Origin of the sequence: Paenibacillus sp. FSL K6-1558, assembly GCF_038002565.1 — a bacterium.
Classification (GTDB): Bacteria; Bacillota; Bacilli; order Paenibacillales; family Paenibacillaceae; genus Paenibacillus; species Paenibacillus polysaccharolyticus.
Genome location: NZ_JBBOCV010000001.1, coordinates 5,041,651 through 5,060,153, shown reverse-complemented (window position 1 = coordinate 5,060,153; position 18,503 = coordinate 5,041,651). Strand labels below are relative to the sequence as shown.

At 47.8% G+C, this 18,503-nt stretch carries 15 protein-coding genes; 1 reads left to right on the top strand and 14 read right to left on the bottom strand.

Features of this window, described 5'->3' with window-relative positions; translation table 11 throughout:
• Positions 1-179: 179 nt before the first annotated feature.
• The 12 genes from MHI38_RS21825 to MHI38_RS21770 all read right to left on the bottom strand — a co-directional run bounded on the left by MHI38_RS21825 (position 180) and on the right by MHI38_RS21770 (position 12,109).
• Positions 180-935: an amino acid ABC transporter ATP-binding protein gene (locus MHI38_RS21825; protein WP_154890696.1), complete on the bottom strand. Its 756-nt coding sequence runs from the start codon at positions 933-935 to the stop codon at positions 180-182.
• Between the two features lie 33 nt (positions 936-968).
• Complete coding sequence (locus MHI38_RS21820; RefSeq protein ID WP_090917706.1) at positions 969-1,628, bottom strand: amino acid ABC transporter permease; 660 nt, start codon at positions 1,626-1,628, stop codon at positions 969-971.
• 186 nt (positions 1,629-1,814) lie between these two features.
• Positions 1,815-2,585, bottom strand: a complete 771-nt coding sequence (locus tag MHI38_RS21815) for an amino acid ABC transporter substrate-binding protein (protein WP_090917704.1) — start codon at positions 2,583-2,585, stop codon at positions 1,815-1,817.
• A 128-nt stretch (positions 2,586-2,713) separates the two neighbouring features.
• On the bottom strand, positions 2,714-3,274 hold the full coding sequence (locus MHI38_RS21810) for a DUF4825 domain-containing protein (protein WP_154890695.1): 561 nt from the start codon (positions 3,272-3,274) through the stop codon (positions 2,714-2,716).
• Positions 3,271-3,972, bottom strand: a complete 702-nt coding sequence (locus tag MHI38_RS21805) for a permease prefix domain 1-containing protein (protein ID WP_154890694.1) — start codon at positions 3,970-3,972, stop codon at positions 3,271-3,273. Before MHI38_RS21805 ends, MHI38_RS21810 begins: the two co-directional genes overlap by 4 nt.
• A 2-nt stretch (positions 3,973-3,974) precedes the next feature.
• The gene (locus MHI38_RS21800; RefSeq protein WP_154890693.1) at positions 3,975-4,328 is read right to left on the bottom strand and encodes a PadR family transcriptional regulator; all 354 of its coding nucleotides are present in this window, start codon (positions 4,326-4,328) and stop codon (positions 3,975-3,977) included.
• A gap of 262 nt (positions 4,329-4,590) precedes the next feature.
• The gene (locus MHI38_RS21795) at positions 4,591-6,096 is read right to left on the bottom strand and encodes an alpha-galactosidase (protein ID WP_154890692.1); all 1,506 of its coding nucleotides are present in this window, start codon (positions 6,094-6,096) and stop codon (positions 4,591-4,593) included.
• A gap of 182 nt (positions 6,097-6,278) precedes the next feature.
• Entirely contained in the window at positions 6,279-7,049 is a 771-nt protein-coding gene (locus tag MHI38_RS21790) for a carbohydrate deacetylase (RefSeq protein WP_154890691.1), read from the bottom strand.
• Between the two features lie 26 nt (positions 7,050-7,075).
• Positions 7,076-8,992 carry a beta-glucoside-specific PTS transporter subunit IIABC gene (locus MHI38_RS21785; RefSeq protein WP_154890690.1) on the bottom strand — a complete coding sequence of 639 codons (1,917 nt, stop codon included), beginning with the start codon at positions 8,990-8,992 and terminating at the stop codon, positions 7,076-7,078.
• Positions 8,993-9,188: 196 nt separating this feature from the next.
• Positions 9,189-10,040 carry a BglG family transcription antiterminator LicT gene (gene licT / locus MHI38_RS21780; protein WP_154890689.1) on the bottom strand — a complete coding sequence of 284 codons (852 nt, stop codon included), beginning with the start codon at positions 10,038-10,040 and terminating at the stop codon, positions 9,189-9,191.
• A 288-nt stretch (positions 10,041-10,328) separates the two neighbouring features.
• Complete coding sequence (locus tag MHI38_RS21775) at positions 10,329-11,414, bottom strand: AraC family transcriptional regulator (protein ID WP_154890688.1); 1,086 nt, start codon at positions 11,412-11,414, stop codon at positions 10,329-10,331.
• A gap of 80 nt (positions 11,415-11,494) precedes the next feature.
• Positions 11,495-12,109, bottom strand: a complete 615-nt coding sequence (locus MHI38_RS21770; RefSeq protein WP_154890687.1) for a Type 1 glutamine amidotransferase-like domain-containing protein — start codon at positions 12,107-12,109, stop codon at positions 11,495-11,497.
• A gap of 116 nt (positions 12,110-12,225) precedes the next feature.
• Here MHI38_RS21770 and MHI38_RS21765 point away from each other — a divergent pair, with 116 nt between their 5' ends.
• A complete protein-coding gene (locus MHI38_RS21765; RefSeq protein WP_090917686.1) occupies positions 12,226-12,849 on the top strand; it encodes a histidine phosphatase family protein in 624 nt (207 codons plus the stop codon).
• A 115-nt stretch (positions 12,850-12,964) separates the two neighbouring features.
• Here MHI38_RS21765 and MHI38_RS21760 read toward each other — a convergent pair whose 3' ends face one another.
• Together MHI38_RS21760 and MHI38_RS21755 are read right to left on the bottom strand one after the other, a co-directional pair.
• Positions 12,965-15,274 (bottom strand): rhamnogalacturonan lyase family protein, encoded by a 2,310-nt coding sequence (locus MHI38_RS21760; protein WP_154890925.1) that lies wholly within the window; start codon positions 15,272-15,274, stop codon positions 12,965-12,967.
• A 715-nt stretch (positions 15,275-15,989) separates the two neighbouring features.
• Entirely contained in the window at positions 15,990-18,431 is a 2,442-nt protein-coding gene (locus MHI38_RS21755; RefSeq protein ID WP_186809738.1) for a glycoside hydrolase family 6 protein, read from the bottom strand.
• Positions 18,432-18,503: the final 72 nt, after the last annotated feature.

The following is an 18,503-nucleotide window of genomic DNA, read 5'->3' as shown; positions in this document are numbered from 1 at the left end:
ACTTTATTACGTGTTCTCGTTTAATTCTTCTACTAATTAGTTTCATCTTAATATAAAGCCCTTAAAATATTCAAGGTAATATGCCAAAAGGGTTCAAATCAGCCTATTCTCAGGTGCGAATCCCCCAGGGATTTCATGGGAGCTTGGCATTCGCACCTGTTTTAAATCACGCTCCACCGTTACTCTTCCATATCTACTCTCTTTAAAAACGTCTGGGTACGTGCGAGCTTGGGTGCACCGAACAGTTGATCGGGTGGGCCTTGCTCGGCAATTTCGCCATTGTCCATGAAGAAGACACGATCCGCAACATCACGAGCAAAGCTCATCTCGTGCGTGACAATCATCATCGTCATGTTTTCCTGTGCCAATTGCTTGATGACGCGAAGCACTTCTCCCGTCAGTTCCGGGTCGAGTGCTGAGGTTGGCTCATCAAAGAGCAGGATGTCCGGTTGCATCATCAGGGCACGGGCAATCGCTACGCGCTGCTTCTGTCCACCGGACAGATTCGCCGGATAAGCATCGGCCTTGTCCGACAATCCGACTTTGGCAAGTAATTCCGCACTGCGGCTACGAATGACTTTGGTACTTTCCTTTTTCAACGTCTTCGGTGCGAGTTCCAGGTTAGCCTGTACAGTCAGATGCGGGAACAAGTTAAAATGCTGAAACACCATGCCCATACGATCGGTAATCTTCCGAATCTCTGCAGCACCTACGTACCTTCCGTCATCCGCCAGTGTCTGATTCTGAATTCGAATCGTTCCGCCTGTAATATCCTCCAAGTGGATCAGGCTGCGCAGCATCGTGCTCTTCCCCGAACCCGAAGGCCCGATGACCGCAATGACTTCCCCTGGCGCCACGTTAAAAGATACCTGTTTCAGCACATCCAGTGTGCCAAATGATTTTTTCAACTGATTTACTTCTATACTATAGGTCATATGCAGACAGTCCTTTGATTGAACAGATTTGATTTATTCATACGAAAAGCGCTTCTCCAGAACCTTGAATAGCAAGGTAAGCACCAGAGTCATAAGCAAATACATAATCGCCGCTACGAAAAATGGAATGAGTTGCAAATCCCGATTCACTGCGGCTTGCGCATAATAGAGCAACTCGGGTACAGCTACAGCGTAGAGCAATGCCGTATCTTTAACCAGCGTAATGGCCTCGTTCGCTGTGGCTGGAAGCACCACCCGAACCATCTGTGGAATGATAACTTTCGTCATGGTCTGCCACTTCGTGAGTCCAAGCACTTTGGCCGCCTCATGCTGACCTTTATCAATGGACAACAATCCGCCCCGAAAGATTTCTGCAAAGTAAGCTGCGTAGTTCAGAATAAATGCGATAGCCGCTGCAATGAAACGATCAAAGACCAGATACTCTCCGATGACAGGAAGTAATGGAAGGCCGAAACAGAAAAATAATACTTGCAAAAGTAACGGTGTCCCACGCATCACATAGACGTATGTGTGTGCAATCCACGCCAGCGGTTTGAACTGGCTCCGCATCGCCAACGTTACCGCGAATCCTAGGGGTACCGATAGCACAATCGCAAGTAAAAATAAGAAAATCGTCGTTTGTGCACCTTCCAGCATCGGTTTTATAATCGTTGAAATATAGTCCCAATTCATGAATTAGTTCTCCTCTAATCTGTTAACCCCGCACTCCTTGGAAGCATATCGCTCCATCATGGAATACGGGGTCATCGTTTTCGTGAGTACAGTTTCCCCAACTGGGAAAAGCTCACATCATTATTTGTCAGGTGTGTTTCACCTGGCTACTTTCAAATTCGCAAATTCAATTCTAAATGATTCTTCTTACTTCAGAACCTTATCCTCACCAAGCCATTTCTTAGAGATTTCAGCGGCTTGGCCGTCCGTGTTCAGCTCATCCAGCGCATTTTGCAGCTGATTGAGAAGTTCTTCATTGCCTTTTTTGATCCCGATGCCATATTGCTCTGGCGCAAGTGATTCATCCAGCAATTTGAAAGTGCCTTCTTCCTTCGACATATAATATCTTGCGACCACTTCATCAATGATGACTGCGTCCAGACGTTTCGTTTTCAGATCAGTCAGTGCCAGTACATTGTCTTTGAATTCTGAAGCTTTGACTTTATCCTTCAGAGGACTTGCCGCCAGCGCATCTGCCGCTGAGGACAGTGCCTGCAAACCTACATTTTTGCCGTCCAGTTCGTCCAGCTTCGTAATCGGGGAGTCTGCCAGAGTAATCGCCACCTGACTGTTCTCCAGATAAGGCTTGGTGAAAAGCACTTTCTCTTTGCGCTCGTCTGTAATTGTATATCCGTTCCAGATCATATCGATCCGGCCGCTGTTCAGCTCCGACTCTTTGGAAGACCAATCAATCGGCTGGAAAGTCACCTTTTTACCCATTTTCTCCGCAGCTGCACGGGCATAATCAATGTCAAATCCAACAATTTCATTCTTCTCATCCCGGAATCCCATTGGAGCAAACTTATCGTCGATCCCTACAATAATCGTATTCTCGTCTTTACTTGCCGAGCTGGAACAGCCCGCCATAATGATCATACATATGCTAATAAATAATAGTAGAATTGCTTTCTTTCTCATCTCTCGTACCCCTCCATGTCTATGACCAAGCTCAAACGCTTTAGTTCGTTACCACGTTATCAGAGACTTATAATAACATAGCATGAGAGAAGAGTCGAGCACCTTGCCCATTTCCAGCGAATTCAACCCTAAGAATTGTCAACAATTTGTGAAAATAAAGCCCGCACGTCAGCCGGTTCCACCAGCTTCTCGCGAACGATAGAATCCCAGAGCTCCGGCTTTTGTAGCGCTTTAAGCTCTGTTCCAGCCCATTGCTGCGCGAGCTTGCGGTCGAACACAACCCGTGTGTCTTTGAACTGGTAGACAATCTGCTCCAGATTATCGATCAGTACAAAGTTTGCAAGAGCGTTATACACGAGGATTCGATCAAGTTGCACCGCATCCATCTCATCTGTATTCAGACTGTAATTAATCTGAGCGGTCAATTTCTCGGGAAACAGCTGATAACCATCCAATTGCTCATGTAACGGCAGATTCTGATTCAGATGACTTAGATTCGAGAAATTCCCCATGTACGCATTTTGATATTTGGCCAAGGCCGTAAAATCATGCGTCAGCGGACTATTCTGCTCGGCTTCATATCGACTCTGATCTGCCGCAATTTTAGGATTAACGAACCCTTCCACCACGACAAGACCCAATAACCCGATAATAAATAAGGAAACAATCCACCGATTCTTTCCGTTCATATGTTATCACTCACTTCGTATTTGCTAACGATCCGGTATGCCCGGTGAACGACCAGAGGAATGAGGATACTAAGTAGCGGTAATGCAAAAGCAAACAAAATGACAGCGAGCTGGTAGGGTCCATTCACCTGAATGGGTCGGTCAAACCAAATATTGCTTCCAAATCGCAATGCTGCCTGCGTACCCCAAAGCACAAGCACAACGGCTGCCCACAGCCACCATGCTCTACGTTGCCACTGCTTCAACACTAACACACGAACCCGTGTGGTCTTTTCTGTATCGGAAGATCCACTGCCATTCTCTCTGTTGCTCATCGAGTAAACTACATAAGCGGCTCCCACAATCAGGCTAATGATCAAAAGCAGATTGTTCAGAGCAGCACCGCCTAACATCACTCGTGTAGGAATCGTGATAATCCAGGCAACCAGGCTGTAGATAAGGGTCGATTGCCACAGCGCTGTCCAATAAGGAACACGTTTCACATGTCGGTAATCACTCATGAATTGTTCCATACCATCCATATGCTGTATCGCTGTCTGGAAAGCTTTCTCCTCGCTCATGCCTTCAGCCAGATAATCATCTATTCGTGCGGCGAGGTTGCTACGAATTTCTTCTTTCAACTCCCGATGCTCCAGTGTATCCTGTGCACCTGCAAATAAACTCTCCAAATGCCGATTCATCCGTCTTTCGAGCGTCATCCTTACTCATCTCCTTCTTCACCGGTGGCAATCATGCAATCGATTAACGTTTTGGCTGCATGCCAAGCTTGAACCTGCAATTGATAAACTTCACGTCCCTGGCTGGAAATCCGGTAGTATTTCCGCCTTCCACCCTGCGTCTCCTCACCCCAATAAGACTCCACGTACCCACTCTTCTCCAGCCGTTTCAGACTGGAATACAGCGTTGGCTCCTTGAGTTCAAACTGCTCCCCGCTTTTACGATATATTTCCTTAATAATGCCATATCCGTAGTTGTCTGCTGGAATAAGCACACTCAAAATAATGGGGTCAATATTTCCCCGAATCAGGTCACTGTTAATCACTTGAACATCCATCTGTGCGTCTCACCGCTCTCCCTCTTACTCTGAGTATACTATAAGACATATTACTATGTCTGTAAAGGTAATATGTTGTGCATTGTAATTGGTTTTATGTGCCCACAACAAAAAGACGAAGCAGTTCTAATGCTGCTCCGTCCTCGTTTCTCTTCTTTTCCGCTTCATTCACGCTGTTATCTATGCCTCATTATCATGCTGTTTTTATGCTTTTGCGCTGGTTATTGTTATCCTGCTATAATGACTTTTGTTTCTGCACTCTCTACCTCTGTACCTTCTCGCGGTCCTTGCCTTTATCGGACTCACCTGCATTTTTATTCGCGGCATCCCGATCTTGTTGCATCTCTTCTACCGTTTTGACCTTCAGACGTGCTGCGCCTTCGTATGCCTTGGTTGGAATAAGATCACCCGTAGCAAGTCTCTCTTCTGCAGCTGTAATCGCATCACTGTACTGTGGCAACCACTTCGCCTGTGCAACCAGCATCTCATCGACCATCTGCCAGATTTCCTTCGGATTACAAACCGCGCCTACCAGCGGGTCCATCATAAATGCCTGTCGTAGCAGCTTATCGTCCCCATGCACTGCTGCCTCCACCGCAAGGCGCTGCACGGAAATACTCACATTGCACACCGCCGCTGGGCCCAGAGGCAGTTCGCCGATATGCGGCATCGAGATGCCGTTACGATCCACATAACCCGGTGCTTCAATGATGGCATCATCCGGCAAGTTGGAGATCACCCCGTTGTTCACAGTGTTAAAATGACCCCGATACACACGTCCCGTCTCCAGGCTCTCTATGATATAGGAGCCGTGCTCTTCGCCGCGTTTCTCCGGTAAATACTGCATCGGATCATCCTTCATCCAGTTTGGGAAATCCGTTTCGAACCAGTTACGCCCCTCGGTACACACGCGCAGATATCCACCCGTTTCACCGTTAATCCAGCTTCCCATGTCAATCCAGTCATTAATCTCTTCAGGACGTTTGCGATACCATGGCACATATTCACTTAAGTGACCATTGGATTCAGTACTGTAATAACCAAAACGGCGTAACATATCGATCCGAACTTTCTCCGTACGACTGTACTCGGGATGCTTCTCAAAAGCTTCCAGCAATTCCCCCGTAAGATCCTTACCTTTGTGGGACGCCTGAATATACCATGTCTGATGATTGATACCTGCACAGATAATATCCACTTCACTCTTTTCTAGCCCGTACACTTCCGCAATCTGATGATGTCCATGCTGAACGCCGTGACATAGTCCGATCGTCCGCACACCACCGTACTTGTTGCACGCCCAGGTCAGCATCGCCATCGGATTGGAGTAATTCAGGAGCAGCACATCCGGCGCACTCTGTTCGCGAATATCTTTGCAGATCTCAAGCATCTCGGCAATCCCGCGCTGTCCATACATAATGCCGCCTGCACACAGCGTATCCCCGACACATTGATCCACCCCGTATTTGAGCGGAATATCGACATCGGTTGCAAAAGCTTCCAGTCCCCCTACACGAATCGTACACAGAACATACTTGGCGTCTTTCAACGCTTCTCTCCGATTGGTTGTCGGCTGAATCTGAATATTCAATCCATTCTCTCGGATATCCCGCTGGCACAGCTCGGTGACCATGTCGAGATTGTGCTGATTAATATCGCAGAATGCGATCTCGATGTTATTAAATTCCGGTACGGTGAGCAGATCACGCAATAATCCTCTTGTAAAACCAATGCTACCCGCCCCGATAAACGCTACTTTGAACGACATGTACATGTCCTCCCGTAATCCGAACCTTCCGGCTTCGGTTAATGACTTGCTTCATGGGTTCATTGTAGCAACAGTAAGACGGAGAGCGTTATCAAAATCATGACCTGTTCGGAGGCAGAGTGTCAAAAATCCTAACTTATCTTATCTTTTCTTATTATTCTCAATTCTTCTCATATCCTCAACTACAGTTGACTATAGCTAATGAGTTGAATCCCTTGTTCCTCCACATATTCCCGTAGTGCCGGATTGAGCAACACCGCAAGATCATGCTCACGCTCCTCTACCAGAGAAGAGATACTTCGCAGTTCATCATCCGCATAACCTGGATGTCCAGCAATCTCAACGATATTTTCCGTATCCGTATCCTTATACTGATCCAGTACCCCGCGCAACCATGATTCCTGCAGAGTAGGCATAGCCGGATCACCACACAATATATCCGTAGACCGAATCCCCGCATCCACAAGCTTGCCGTTCAACTCCGGAGATAAGATATCATCTCTTCTCATAGGAACGTTATATTCCCGAGCCAGTTCCATGACCAAGTCCAACATTTGTGCATCTTTCACACTCACCCCATGATGGGTATCCAGATGATTTAACGTTAACCCGGAAGCGAGAAACTTCTCGATCTGTGCCTTCAACTCCGCGCGTACTTCCCCAGGATCATAGGTCGAAGGAATAAGTCCAGGTTTTCGATAGAAACGGCCCGACTCGTCCACGATACTCTGAACAGCCGAAGCTTCCAGCACAGGGGTCATGAACGTCAGGTTCAGATGAACCCCCATAGACGTAATGCCCGCTTCAAGGGCCATAATGCTACTCTTTTCAAAATGTACCGAATTCACCAACGCCGAGGTATCTGTAATCAGACCCTGTTTCATTCCATGAATGATGCCTTCGCTCACTCTCATCGTGATGCCATAATCATCTGCATTAACAATCAGCTTCATCTCGCTCTACTCCTCTCTGATCTGATTTAGGATCGAACAGATAACAGTTCCTCTGTGACAGCAACCGTTCCTTCTGACAGCAACGGCGTAATATCGCGGAATTGATCGGAGTTCGTCACCACAATTGGCGTGGTCAGCTTAAAGCCTTCGTTCCGAATCTGATCCATATCAAATTCAATCAGTACCCCTCCCTTACGGATTCGGTTCCCTTGCTGAACCTTCTGAGTAAAATACTTCCCTTTTAATCTCACCGTATCTATGCCGATATGCATGAGAATTTCGACACCTTCGTCCGAGGTGACTGCGATGGCATGTGCACTTTTCATCGTGACCGACACGACGCCGTCTACCGGGGATACGAGCTGACCTTTGGACGGAATGATGGCTACGCCCTTCCCCATCGACTCCGAGGAAAATACGACATCCTCCACGTCATGAAGCGGAATGACCGTTCCTTCGAGTGGACTTGTAATCAAGCATTCCATCGCAACGTTCGCGTCGATCCCGGCAGCGTTTTGTTCCATTTTCGCCGTGGACGATTCAGGTGTTGGGTGCTGGTTATTCTCGTCTCTCTGTACCTTCGGACCTTCAGCAACCTGATTATTTTTCTTGCTCTCGTAACCAAACAGCACCACACACAGGGCTCCGCCCGCAATCGCAGTCAACACGCCAATAATGTAATACAACATTGGACTCTGGGCCGGCAGTGTGAACACATTAAGGAAGAAATTGAATACAATCAACTTCACACCGAGATATCCCATCAATCCACCGGCAATGGCTCCAGCGGCTACCAGATAAATAAGTGTTTTGCGATAACGCAGAATGATACCGTACAGAATCGGTTCAGTAACCCCGGACAGGATTGCAGAAAGGAAAGATGAACCGCTCAAAGCCTTAAGATCTTTATCCTTTGTTTTCAGGAATACCCCGAGACCAATCCCCATCGAAGCCGCAACGGATGTTGCCGCAAGAGGTGCAATGAGATCGCCCCCAGCGCTCAGATTACCCATAATAATAGGCACCGTTGCCCAGTGTAGTCCAAGCAATACAAGGAAGGACCACGTTCCCCCCAGAATAATTCCGGCGATGACCGAGTTGCTGTTAATCAGGAAATTAACGATATCCCCGATCCATTGACCTACATACTGCCCGAATGGACCAATCAACATGGCCGTGAGCGGTACCATAATGACAAGGGAGAAGAACGGAACTGCGAACAACTGCACATTTTTGTGCATGATTTTCTTCAAAAACTTCTCCAGAACCGCGTAGATGCTAACGGCGATAAACATCGGAAAGACCGACGAAGCGTAGTTCATTAACGATACCGGAATGCCTAGAAAATGAGTTGTAGTTCCCGCTGCTGTCAAAGCCGTAAAATTCGGCTCCATTAATGCGGCGCCGATCGCCGCTGCCACATAGGAGTTCACGTTCAGAACTTTAGCAATCGTAATCCCAAGTAGAATCGGCAAGAAATAGAAGATAGAATTCCCTGCCGCAGCTAATATGGCATACGTTCCACTATCCACGGCAATCCATCCCGCTCTCTCAAGAACGATTAACAGCGCCTTGACCAGGCCCGCTCCGGCAAATACCGGGATTAATGGCGTTAGACTGCCCGATATCAAGCCAAAGATGGCTGAACGAATGCTCTTCTTTTCTTTTTCAGAGCTTGCACCGGAACCTGCTCCATCGAATTCCCCTTCCGCAACGATATGTTTGTACACCTCTGACACGTCATTGCCTACAACAACCTGAAATTGTCCGCCGCTTTCAACCACCTTCAGGATGCCTGCTGTGTTTTCGAGTGTGTCTGCATCGGCCTTCCGGTTATCGTTCAAGACAAATCGCAAACGGGTAGCGCAGTGAGTCAGCGATTGAATGTTCTCCCTTCCTCCAACGCGGTCTACAATGTTTTGAGCTAATTTGAGATAATCCATGTTGTTCCCCCCATACTTTGTATAATCCCTACAATTCAGATCTTCACTTCATCATTTCGGATGACGTACTACGATGACAAAATAAAAACCTGAACTGAAGCTCGTCTACTGACCTTAGTCAATACACAAGCCTCAGTTCAGGTTTCGCCTGCCGAACAGTCACAATCCCTAATGTATAATTTGTATACGTATTTCTTCATTCTTCCGCCAGATCATGCTCACGGTTCGTGACCCGGTGAATGTGGATCATGAAATAAACCATTTCCTCATTCGTTGTTTTCTTCTCGTAGTTAATCTCCAGATAGTTTCTAATCTTTTTCGCGCACGCGTACGATTCGGGGTACTTGTCCTTTACATGATCGTATAGAGAATCCCGATCCTCCGGAATCAACTCATCATGAAGAATTCGGTACGCAAAATATCGCAAATGTGTGAGGAAACGGCTGTAATTAATCGAGTTTTCGTCCAGTTTGATTCCAAAATGGTATTTCACAATGTTCGCTAGATCGTTAACAATCTTCGTCATCTGATAGGTTTGTTTCATATCCTGCCCACGCTGCTGTGCATTCACAAAATGAAGAGCAATGGAACCAGCCTCATCCTCTGGCAGCTTCACGCCTGTTTTCTGCTCAATAATGCGGAGCGCTTTAAAGGCAACTTCATATTCGGCTGCATAGAATTTTTTGATCTCCCACAGCAAAGCATTCTTTACAATGATGCCCTCAGGAAACCTTCTCAGTGCAAAACTGATATGATCCGTTAGGGTGATGTAGATGTTGTCACTGAATTTGAGGGCAAGCTGTTGTTCGGCAAATTCAATAATTTCATTCGACAACTCCAGATGTTCGGTTGGAATCTCACCAATCAGCCCCATCAGCTTGTCGGACGTTGCTTTTTCAACGACAAACTTTTTCTCCACTTGCGAGAAATCAATCGCATCACTGTTATGTTTGTTATATCCGATCCCTTTGCCCATCACGATCATCTCGTGCCCGTTATCATCCGTCAGTAAAATCACATTGTTATTAAAAATTTTCCTAATCTTCATCTGCATCACCCCCACTCATCACATGCTCGTCCGTTAATATTCCATACAATTCTTCAAAAAATCAAAATCTCCTATAAAAAAAACCTAAATTGAAGCAGTAACATGCACAACTCATGTTTACTACGAACAATTTAGGTATCGCCTGCCGAACAGTCACAATCCTGAGTATATTAAATTAACTACTGCATTATCGACGAATTGGTTACTTCTGAACAAAGGATATCATGAATACCCTTTCAGTTCAACATTTAGTTTCTACCCGCCTGTTCCAGCCTCGCGGCCCTGCTGCTACTCCGATTCCTCCGGATAGCTCCACTGTATTCGCTCCATGGATTCTCGGTATTGAACAGGCGTATTACCCGTATATTTTTTGAAAAGCATATGAAAATACTGCCGACTGCCCACACCCACATAGTCTGAAATTTCAGAGATGGGAATATTGGTCTGCTGTAGCAACATCTTGGCCTTCTCCATCCGTAGCATCGTCAAATAGTCAGTCGGAGTCCATTGCATATAATTACGGAAAATGCGGTGCAGATACCCCGGATGTAAATTGACTGCTGCCGCCATATCTTTCATTTGAATACTGCGATCCATATTATGATGCATGAATTCAATCGTTCGTTTTATATATATCTCTGTCTGATCCAGTGCACTTCGTTCCATCTCGCCTCGCAGTCTTGCAATCCGAACGAGCAGTTGGATAAAAAGAGTTCTTACCAACGTTCCCTGCTCCGGGGATGTCAGGTTTCGGGCTTCACGATGAAGCGTGCGCTCTTCGGCAGGAATCACTCCCATGTGTACTGGAGAAAGTTCAGACTTCGTTTGCTCTTGCGATTGTTCCGGTGCCTGCTCTTGTCTCAGCCTCTGTTCCATCAGACCACGCTGATCCAGCTCAAGCACCAGGCTTTTCATCGTGTAATACACCTCTTCCGGGTCAGGCAAAACAAGATAAGGAGTAGATCGAGTTAGAAAAGCATGAACCGTATCCTCTTCCTGCGCAAGTTGCTTTATGGTAAGTTGTCCAGATGCAGTACGCGCAAAACCGAATTCTACATTGAGCATTCGGCACGGCACGCCGTCCTGCACCAACAGCCGATGGGGAACCCCTGCATCCAGCAGGATGAACTGTCCTTTTTTCAACACCGCCTGTTCCGAGCTTCCGTCTGCCATCCTCACATCCACTCGGCACATACCCGTAATGATGTACATAATTTCCGTGGAGTCATGAGTGTGGTAGGACATCTGATAATCATCCCATTGTTTGTAATAATAAGCGAAAAAACGCGGACCCCAATCTTCGGTGCGAAGGCGTTCCTGAAAAAGACTGCCTGAAAAGGATGGTGTATGATTCGTTACTGATCCTGTCCCCATCTCTACAACCTCCCTCCAAGCGCAATATGGCGTACAGATGTATTCGCTCTATTTTTGAATAAACATCGTTAAAATTGACGTTAGATGCTACTAATCCGGTACTGCTCCCCATCCATGATAATAACCTGGGAGTTCGTTATCGGCACGAGAGGCAGTGCGGACTGATACTCTTCCATAACCTGAGCTGCCGACTCTACAAATGGGGGACAACCCACATGCGGCACGGGATAAAAATCAACCGCATTCAGCCCTTCGTAACTGGACAAGTCCGGTGCTACCGCGCAATCATCCATAGCTTTCACATAGGCAATATCAGGGGCGAGAATGATGGAACCCGCCGACTCTCCGATGTATATTTTCCCTTCTTGGATGTGAGCCTGTATGTATTTCTCTGCTCCACTTCTGCGAAGCTCCTGTAATAGAAAAAAGGTGTTGCCACCCGACACGTAGATCAGGTCACTTTGTTGCAACTTGGTTGCTACTTCTTCAGAAGATGCCGTGGATACTTCCAACTCTTGTACGATAAGTCCCCACTTCTCAAGCTCCTTCCTGCCCGCATGTACATATGCATCATATGGCTCAGGAACCGCAGCTGTCGGAATAAAGGTAACGGTTCTTCCGGTTAACGTTTCTTCCAGTGTGTTCAACAAGCTTGCTGTGTCAACAAAAGAAGATGACAAAAACAATTTTTTCATATTAATATCCTCCAAATTGTAATGGATCGAAACGTTCAGTTCCTATAAGCTTAGTATAAAATCATTATATCATGATCTGCCATTTCTAAATCCAATGTTGAAGGAGATTTCATGCGATGAGTACAACCTTTTATCTGGTCAGACATGGTGTCAAAAAAAGTGATATTGGAGACGTGCCACTTACTGCCGAAGGTAGCCGTCAGGCTCAATTGACCGCCCGGCATTTCTCGAAAGCTCCGTATCCCATCCACCGGATCGTAGCGAGTCCACTCCGGAGAGCACAAGAAACCGCCGAAGCCATTGCTTCCCTTACCGGGTCTGACGTCTCGGAAGATGCACGCTTGCGTGAGCGAGCGAATTGGGGTGATGATCCCGAGCAGACTTTCGAACAATTTGTAGCTTTGTGGGACCAGTGTACCGCAGACCCGGAGTTCATTCCACATGTTGGTGACTCTGCCAAACAGGCAGGCACACGGCTGGCCTCTTTGCTCGGCGAACTGGCAACACAGGCGCCAACCGGCAGTCATATTGTATTGGCTACCCATGGCGGTCTGATTACCGATTTCCTGGTGCAAACGTTTTCCGAACAAGAACTGAACAGATGGCATCCGAATTTCCTGGTTGAGCAGAAACGTCTCGTTCCCGAGTGTTCCATCACCAAGTTACTGATTCAGGACGGTCAATATACGCTGGAATCCTTTGCTTCCGCAACACACTTGACTGAAGACATCGAGAAGTAGTTGGATGTACAAAAAAGCTCTGGAATCTCTCTGCGTGATCATTACACAGAAGCGAATTCCAGAGCTATTTGCGGTTAGCTTACATCATTTCTCTTTCTAATCTGAGCGGACAGTCTTATTTATCCCCTTTGCCTTTCCCCGGAGTATAGAAGTTCGGCAACGTCACCTTCGACCAATCGATATCCGATGCCATGTAGAAGGAAGGATACGAAGGCTGGTTATATCCGCTGTTCTGTCCAGCAATACCTACACGATACATCGCATCATGCATGAGCGTATAGAGCTTGCGATCTGTTTTCTCGGTGCTCAAATAGATGCGGATCGCTGAACTGTCGGCTGTACGCACCAGCATCTCCTCACGCCAGTCTCCGAATACATCGGCAACCAGCGACGGTGTACCTTTCGTGTGGTTATTGGTTAAGGTTCCTGTCGCGGTCAGCACTGTGCCGCGTGTCCAGTCTTTGATTGTAGGAGTGACATCGATGGCACCGTCTACGATTTGGGTGGTCATGTCGGCGGCCCAGCGAATGCTCATATTGGTTCCGGGCGCCTGATCACTTATTTTTTCCCCCTGTGCCGTCCATAATCCGACAGCCCATGTCTCCAGCCCGCGCCGGGTTGGATCGACATCTCCGACCATACCGCGTCCGGTATCTTTGCCTGTATATCCGCCATAAATGACTTCTCCGGTCTTCGCATCACGCAGGGAATATCCGTACGGCGCCCAAGGTCCGCCCTCATGTACCATAAAGATCTCCAGTCCCGGGCGATCCGGGTCGATATCTGCCACATGCAGTGCATCTCCGTGTCCTAGACGGGCAATCGTTCCCGGTGCAGCACTCTCGGGCGGCATCACATCGGTGGAACTATATAACACACTACCATCGTGGTCAATCGTAGCCGAACCATAGATAATCTCCTGTTTGCCGTCACCGTCTACATCCGCCACACTGAAATAGTGTGCTCCCTGTGTTGTAATCGAACCGTACTGCGGGTCTGTGCCATCTACACCATGTGGCCCGTCATTGAACGGATTTTTCATCGGTGTCCAGCCACTGTCTACCATCCACTCTTTTTTCAGTTTCTTGCCATCCCAGTTGTAGGCAGCCATGGTGGAGCGAGTATAATATCCGCGTGCAAAAATCGCAGACGGTTTCTTGCCATCCAGGTACGCAACCCCAGCCAGGAAACGGTCTACCCGGTTTGCCGGTTCAATGCGTGCCATCGCATAATCGCCCCACATCAGGCCGTCATCATGACGTTCGGGTTCATACGGGACGGTCTGTAATTCTTTTCCCGACTTGCCTTCAAACACGGTAATATACTCCGGCCCGTCCACAATAAACCCTTCGAACTTGCGCAATTCATTGCGGGCGCTCCGCTGCGGTGCGTATACATCTATAAAATAGTCAGCCAGACTTTCCGCATCCTGCTGGGATAACGGATAGTTGTATTTTTTCTCGATTCCAAACGCCTCTTCCAGTGTCGCAGGCCAGTTTCCTTTCACAACCTCTTCGTGTTTATGCCAGTTCCGGAACATATCGACCACATGGTCATAGTACCCTTCCGCACTGAGGCGATAATCGTCCTCGTGTGTCACCCCGGCTTTGCGATCTTCCTTCGGCAGTGTGATGTACTTTTGTGAGGTTGGTTTGCCCTTTTTGTTGTACTTCATAATTTGTGTGCCCGGAGCGGTCTTGAACATCAGTTCAGCCTTGCCATCTCCATCAAAATCATAGACAAGCATCTGCGTATAATGCGCTCCCGCACGAATGTTAACCCCGAGATCGATCCGGTACAACAGCTGACCGTCCAGCGTATAACAATCAACGTAGGTATTACCGGTATATCCTTTTTGCGATACGTCCTTAGCATTGGATGGGTCCCACTTCACAAAAAATTCGTACTGACCATCCCCGTCCACATCACCAACACTCATGTCATTGGCACTGTAGGTGTAAGCTTCACCCGCAGGTGTCACACCGTCAGCCGGCTTTTGCAAAGGAATATCCATATACCCGTTCGCCCAAGGTTTGACGGATGCGCTTCGTTTGCTTTCTTTACCTTTGTTATTCACGGCGGCAACTTCATAACGTGAAGATGTCGTACCTGTGCTGTCTACATAGTTCGTGCTGTCTGTGACCTTTGCAATTCTTTTGCCATCCCGATACACGTTGAAATCCGTCCCGGTCAGCCCCTTGTCACTGTACCCTGTTGCCTCGTCCCCAAGCAATCTCCAGCTTAGAAACACACCTTCGGACGTCGAAGCCGCTACCAGCCCGCGATCCAGCTTCTCCAGTTGAATGCTTTTCCCTTGAGATTGGGCTTGGGATTGTGAAGCATCCGCTCCACTGATCCCGGCAGTTCCACTAAGAATTAAAGCCAAGCTGAGTGCAGAAGAGAGCACTTTGGCCCCAAGAGGCATGCGCGATCGTTTTGCCCTATGAGTGCTAGCGCTCTTCTTTTGGCTGACATTCGTACTGACATGGGTTCTATCGTCAGTGCTGTTACTATGTTTAATTCGATTATCTTCTACTGATCTTAAGTTCATCAACCTTCACTCTCCCTGGTTAGAATGGGTAATGATACTTCTACCTGAACATGTTAATGGTCTGGTCAATTTCGTGTTCATACGAAGATCAGATTCGTGCTCATGTTAGGTCAGGTTCATTTTCATACATCAAAGGAAAAATGGTTGCGCTTACATTATGAAGCGAAATGAAATTCAAGAAAGAATTTAGTTGCCTGACGTACTTCCTTCTCCAGTTCCTCCGATCCCCCTTCCACTCTCTTTACTTCCTTCGTAGCAAGAGTTACCATCCATCGGGTACTATTATAGACATCCTTACCGCCTAACCATAGGCAAATATCCGTGCAAAACGATCAATATTCAGTGTATCTCGGTCAGAGTGTACAACGGTGAATAATGAAAAATGAACAATCTTCAAAGGCTTATCATTATAGCTCATTCTTCCAAACCGTCGGATAGCGCTCCAAGCTCATTCATCCCAAGCTCCTGAGATCGTTAGACAAAAACAGAGCTGCCCCCGGTCAATGAATGACCAGAAAACAGCTCTGTTTTGATAAGTTGTGCGTACACTCACACGTACATTAGCACTAAACCACCAAATGTATGACCTTTAAGGCTCAATTCCCCATACAAGACTACCGTCTTGATAGAGTGTGACTTTATCCCAATCCTGATAGGATGTTTTCGTTGGGTCATAGGAATAGTCATCACTCTCGTCAAAGTTGGACCAGTCAGTTTTGAACATACGAAGCTGAATGTCTCCGGATTGTCCGCCCGCAGCAATGCTTCCTGCGCCGGACTTAAAGCTCAGCTCAACATATCCATCTCCAAAGGTACGGTCGATGTTGGCTGCGCCAACCACTGCCCAGTCAATGGCAGAATCCATCGCCGCCGAACCTTCTTTGGTGAAATAATAACGAAGTTTCAAATCACTCAGATCCACTGCAGTGCTGCCCAGGTTTTTGATGTTGAACAACGGTCTGATCTGGTTATCCGTTGCATTGGTATCCCCTGCACGATATTGCACCACCAGATCACTTGTTGGTACAACCACACCCGCTGGTGTCGCAGAGGCTACAGTAGAATTAGCACTTTGCCCAGCTGCATTCACCGCACTCACCACATAATAGTAGGTTGTGCCATTGGTCAGCGAAGTGTTAATATACGACGTTGCAGTTACATTCGATGCAACCGTCGTGAATGGACCCGATGCCGTCAGGGCACGTTTTACGTTATAGCTTGTCGCACCTGCCGAAGCTGTCCATGACAGGCTCACCTGTGCATTGCCAGCTGTTGCTGTCAACGCTGTTGGTGCCGCCGGAGCCGTTGCAACGGCTGCCGGTGTTGCCATGGCCGATGCAGAGTTCACACTCTCACCTGCTGCATTACTTGCTGTCACGACATAATAGTACGTTGTCCCATTCGTCAAGCCCGTGTTGGTGTAAGTTGTTCCGCTGACATTGGCAGCAACCGTTACAAATGGACCGGATGCCGTCAGCGCACGTTTCACCGTATAACTCGTCGCACCTGTCGATGCCGCCCATGTCAACGTCACTTGAGCATTACCGGCCGCAGCTGTTAGTGTAGCAGGAGCTGCCGGTGCTGTGTTTCCACCTGGAGGGTTGCCTCCACCATTCTCAGAGAGTACAGGGAAGGAGTTCTTCACCAGTTGTACGAACTGATCATGGAACCAGTGACCTGATACCGGCGCGTTAGGCAATGCACCAGTCAGCACCCCATCTTTCGTTGTATACGTTGGATCACACATCCGGTCGAAGCCTTTACCCTCATTGTTCGGAATTTCGGAACTGGAGCCATCGGATTCACCTGGAGGTTTCACCCATACATAGGCATCCAGATGCGCTGGTCCCGGAGCTGCCTTCGGTGCTTCTCCGATACCTGCTCCGCTTGCATTACACCAGTTCCCCCGGTGCTCACGGCGATCCACACGACCTGAATTTACATAGTCATTGATATTGCTGCCTGTAGCTGTAGCTGGACGATTCACACCGCCCCATCCGTTACGGCTGGTATCAATAAGGAAACCCGTGCTCGCTGGCCATCCTGCCTGTACGAAATCGGCATACAATTTCGCTGTGAAATCGGTTTCGTCAAAGTACGGATTCCATTCATAGAACTTCGCTGAACGAATCGGTTGTCCACCGATGTTGAGATCCGGGTTGGTTAGGTTTGGTTCAGCCAGCGGTGTAGTATTGGCAGTATTCGTAATGAATCCATCCGCACTGCTCAGTCCACCCAGCGTATCCCCGACTACATCGGTATAGAGCGCGACCGCTCCAGAACGGTTGTTATCCCATCCGAGCCAGCCGGAGTGACCGATATCGAGATAGTTGTATACGTTTGGAATCGCATGGAGCTTGTCGAGCGTATATTTAATCCCAGCTTCATAAATCCCCGTTGAAGCCGCTTGACCACAAGCCGGTGTGCTCAGATTGGTTACCAGGTTAGGCAAACTATCTGGCTCAATAACAGCGATAATGCGGATGTCTTGATATTTAGGATCAGCAAAAATATCTGCAATCACGTCAATGTAATCCGTTTTATACGTTTGCAATGCTGCCTGGGTTAAAGGAAGCTCCCCGTTAGAAGCGAGGGCATGGCAGTCCCGACCCGGCAAGTTATAGATGACAAAGGAAGCCGTAATAGGTACGCCTGGCTTCTTCTGAGCGAGAACCGCATCCAGATGCTCTTCCACGCTCTTGCGACCAGCATTCTCGGCCCCGCCATAGATGGCTGCAATACGGTCAATCCATACCGCAGTAGGGTAAGATTTCACCGTTTCCATCTTCGCTTTCAGCGAAGCATCACTGGTAATTGCAATAGAGGTGTCCACAAGTGCAGAGTAGTCCTCATTGAGATAAGCCGTGGCGCCCACAAACGGATTGTTCACATGCGCCTCCGCTGCCTGTGTCACACCTGGAGACATGCCAGGGAAGATCCCTGCTGCAAGCAGCGCAGCTGCCATCATTTGTTTTACACCTTTACGCAGCAGCTTCTGGCCTCTTGATTTGGTTTTCAATGTTTTCTTCATAGTTCCACCTTTCCCTTAGATAAGATTGGTCTCGACTCATGTCTGCTGTTCCTCTGTGTAGAAGCAGGATGC